The following is a 3,676-nucleotide window of genomic DNA, read 5'->3' as shown; positions in this document are numbered from 1 at the left end:
CCATAATATCTCTCATAATGTCGAATGCTCTTATAAAAATAAACATCCAAATACCTATTAAATAATATTTAGAGGAGTTCTGATTATGATTTTAATTAATGCCGATATTGATAAACTGTTAGATGCTACCGAAGAAATGGCAGATGAAGGTGATTTCAGCTATATAATCAGACGAATTGAAATTGATAAATTGCTAGAAAGAACACAAGACTGGTGAATAATGAGAAAGATCAAATATCCGCTCAAATCGAGCGGATATTTTTTATTATTAATTTTGAAGTAAATCTATGGATGAAAAGGAAGTGATTGTAACTAAAGGGAATCCTATTTCGTCAAAAGCTATAAAGGGGGGACAGCAATGAAGAAAAAATGGTTCACTATAGGCGGAATTTTTACAGTTATAACAGTGATGTTTTCATTTTTCCTCATTACACAATTAAAGGTTGTCAGTGGGATGGATACAAGAAATGATAAGACCATTGTCCTGCAGAATAAGATTTGGAAATTTAACTTTTCCGCTAAACTAGATCCAAAAAGTGTAAATGAAAAAACGGTTTATGTGATAGATGAAAAGGGACAAAACCAAAAAGTGAAAGTGAATGTCAGTAAGGAGGGAAACTCTGTTATTGTAGAACCTCCTGATGGCGGATATTCATTAGAGGCAAAATATTATACTTTGCATCTGAGCTCAGATATAAAATCTGCCCTCGGAAAAAAACTGCTTTCTGGGAAGAGCCAATCCTTCGAAGTAAAAGACACTCTTCCTTCAGTTAAATCAAAAACTGCCTTAAATGAATTATTATTAAATCGTGTAAAGGAAGAAGAGAAGAAACATAAAACAGGTTTTTCAATTAGCGTGAAGGAGTCTTCACAGGAAAGTGCGGCAGCTGATAAAAGCGGGTCTAATTATTCTGAAACGAATGTTCAGGTTCAGGGAATCGATGAAGCAGATACGGTTAAAACAGATGGTTCGCATATTTATCAGGTCGTGGACGAAAAGGTCCAAATCATTAAAGCAGCTCCTTCCGATAAGATGACATTAGAGTCTGTGCTATCATTTGACCATTCTTTTTCTCCTTACCAGCTTTTTATATACGAGGATCAGTTAATTATTTTAGGAAATAGCTACGGGAAGATGCCGTACCCGACACAGAAAGAAATAGCCAAAATTGCCATTGCTCCTGTACACGAAACAACGAAAGCCATTATATACAATATTGAAAATAAACAGACACCGAAAAAAATAAGAGAATTCGAAATGGAAGGCTCACTGCTTTCATCTAGGCTTATGAATGGAAAAGTCTATCTTATTGCTAATAAATATCCAGATGTTTGGATCTTGAAAGACAATCCAGAAATTGATATACGCCCTAAGTATTCCGATTCATTAGAGAAACCAGGCTTGCAGCCAGTTGATTTCGATCATATTCAGTATTTTCCTGGATCGAGCGAAACAAATTTCACAAATATTGCTGTAATTGATCTAGATAAACCAACTGAAAAAATTTCCGTATCCACCTATTTAGGCAGCGGCAATAATCTTTATATGTCAAAAAATAATCTCTATATAGCGGTCAGCAACTATTATTGGTTTCCACATATAGACGGTAAATCTGAACAGCCAGATACAACTGTTTATAAATTTAACGTGGATGGCATGAAGGTGGAATTTCATAGCTCGAGTGAAGTTCCGGGAACGGTATTAAACCAGTTTTCCATGGATGAATATGCTGGGTATTTTCGCATTGCCACGACAAAGGGCTATGTTTGGGATGACAAGCGGCCTTCAGCGAATAATCTTTATATATTGGATGAAAATCTAAAGCAGGTAGGTGAACTTGAGGATCTTGCAAGGGGAGAGCGAATTTATTCAGCAAGGTTTATGAATGATCGCATTTACATTGTGACCTTTAGAGAGACGGATCCGTTATTTGTCATTGATGGAAAGGACCCGAAGAATCCAAAGATTCTAGGGGAATTGAAAATACCAGGTTTCAGCAATTATCTGCACCCATTTGACGAAAATCATCTCATTGGTTTTGGTTATGATACAAAGGTAAGCGGGAAAGGTCCCGGTAATCAGCCAATCATTTTAACGGATGGGGTAAAAATTTCCCTTTTCGATGTAAGTGATATGTCAAATCCGAAAGAGAAATTTACGGAAATTATCGGAGGCAGAGGTACGTACTCACCATTAAATCATGATCATAAAGCACTCTTGTTTGATAAAAAGAAAAATCTTTTTGCCTTTCCAATTACCGTTCATCAAAACAAACCAAATAGTGAATATGAGTCTACATTTGAGTTCCAAGGAGGATTTGTTTACAACATTGATTTAAGAACGGGCTTTCACTTACAAACGAAATTAACACATCAGGATCCTCAAGCACCATATGAGGAATGGGAGAATCAAATTAATCGGATTATTTATATTGGAAACTCCCTATATGCCTTATCCCCAACCAAAATATCATCATACGATCTAAATTCGTATCATCAGCAAGGGGAATTAAGCTTGAAAAAATAACACCCATTTTTTGGGTGTTATTTTTATTGAATAATCAATGATACTTGTCCATAATATAGTATATATCTCTTACATAATTCAGAACTAGACTGCTAGATTCCTAGTCCAACAATCAAAAAAGGCTGGAGATCCATATGAATCAAATAATTTATTTTATTGGCTCTTATTTTATCGGCAATATCCTGACTGCTCACATTTTTTTAAAGCTTTTTGGGAAAGGAAATGTACATAATCAAGGTTCCGGAAACCCAGGAGCACGAAATATCGGACGATTATATGGAAAAAAGGCTTTTGTCATTACATTTCTCGGTGATGCATGTAAAGGCAGTATTGTCATCATAATTGGAAGATATCTGCAATTTACAGAATTGGAAATGCTGGCTGGCCTTAGCCTAGCTGTAATCGGACATATTAAACCAATCCTTTTTCGATTTAAAGGCGGAAAAGGAATTTCAACCTTTATCGGGGGAATCATTACATTCGAGCCATTGCTGGCACTGGTCATTATCATTGGTTTTTTACTATTTTTCCCTTTTACTAAAAGCTTTACGATTGCAGGACTTGCAGCCATTTGCCTGATACCATTTTCTATTTCGTATCTTTACCATTCCATTGAACTTTTATGGATAGTAGCAGCAATAATTATCATTCTTATTTTTGCGCATTCAGAAAACTTATTAAGAAAAATTAAGCAAACTTAGTCTTACATTAGCAAACTATATTTTATTCATAATCTGGAGTGTTTACCATAATCCCTGCTACCTGTGTTAGTCGATCATAAAAAGCCGCACCTGCAGGATTTTCATTAAGCCCAATTTCCTCAAAAGCTTCCTTCATACAGCGAAGCCAGCACTTAGCGCGCAGTGGCGTGACTTCGAAGGGGAGATGGCGGTGCTGCATAGCAGGTGGCCCGAATTCCTGACTATAAAGGGCGGGTCCTCCGGTAAATTGTGATAGAAACATCCGCTGCTTTCTCATGATTTCTTCCATATCTCCTTCAAACAATGGGCTTAGGTCGGGATCAGCATATACACGTGGATAAAATACTTGGACAAGCTTCTCAATAGTTTCTGCTCCGCCTATTTGAGTAAAAAGGGTATTAATTTTGTAATCCATATTCATCACCTTTTTCAATTTTCATTTATTCTT

Annotated in this window: 4 protein-coding genes; 3 read left to right on the top strand and 1 reads right to left on the bottom strand. The window is 36.2% G+C overall.

Annotated features, from left to right (window positions below):
* Window positions 1-85: 85 nt before the first annotated feature.
* The 3 genes from V7164_RS23350 (at window position 86) to V7164_RS23340 (ending at window position 3,228) form a co-directional block, all read left to right on the top strand.
* Entirely contained in the window at window positions 86-217 is a 132-nt protein-coding gene (locus V7164_RS23350) for a hypothetical protein (protein WP_335346696.1), read from the top strand.
* Between the two features lie 141 nt (window positions 218-358).
* On the top strand, window positions 359-2,527 hold the full coding sequence (locus V7164_RS23345) for a beta-propeller domain-containing protein (RefSeq protein ID WP_335345202.1): 2,169 nt from the start codon (window positions 359-361) through the stop codon (window positions 2,525-2,527).
* Between the two features lie 134 nt (window positions 2,528-2,661).
* On the top strand, window positions 2,662-3,228 hold the full coding sequence (locus V7164_RS23340) for a glycerol-3-phosphate acyltransferase (RefSeq protein WP_335345201.1): 567 nt from the start codon (window positions 2,662-2,664) through the stop codon (window positions 3,226-3,228).
* A 22-nt stretch (window positions 3,229-3,250) separates the two neighbouring features.
* Here V7164_RS23340 and V7164_RS23335 read toward each other — a convergent pair whose 3' ends face one another.
* Complete coding sequence (locus V7164_RS23335) at window positions 3,251-3,643, bottom strand: globin (RefSeq protein WP_335355381.1); 393 nt, start codon at window positions 3,641-3,643, stop codon at window positions 3,251-3,253.
* Between the last annotated feature and the right edge of the window lie 33 nt (window positions 3,644-3,676).

The organism is Bacillus sp. JJ1474, from assembly GCF_036965225.1.
Lineage (GTDB): Bacteria > Bacillota > Bacilli > Bacillales > Cytobacillaceae > Cytobacillus.
The sequence above is the reverse complement of the archived record's forward strand: the minus strand, read 5'-3'. Positions and strand labels throughout refer to the sequence as shown.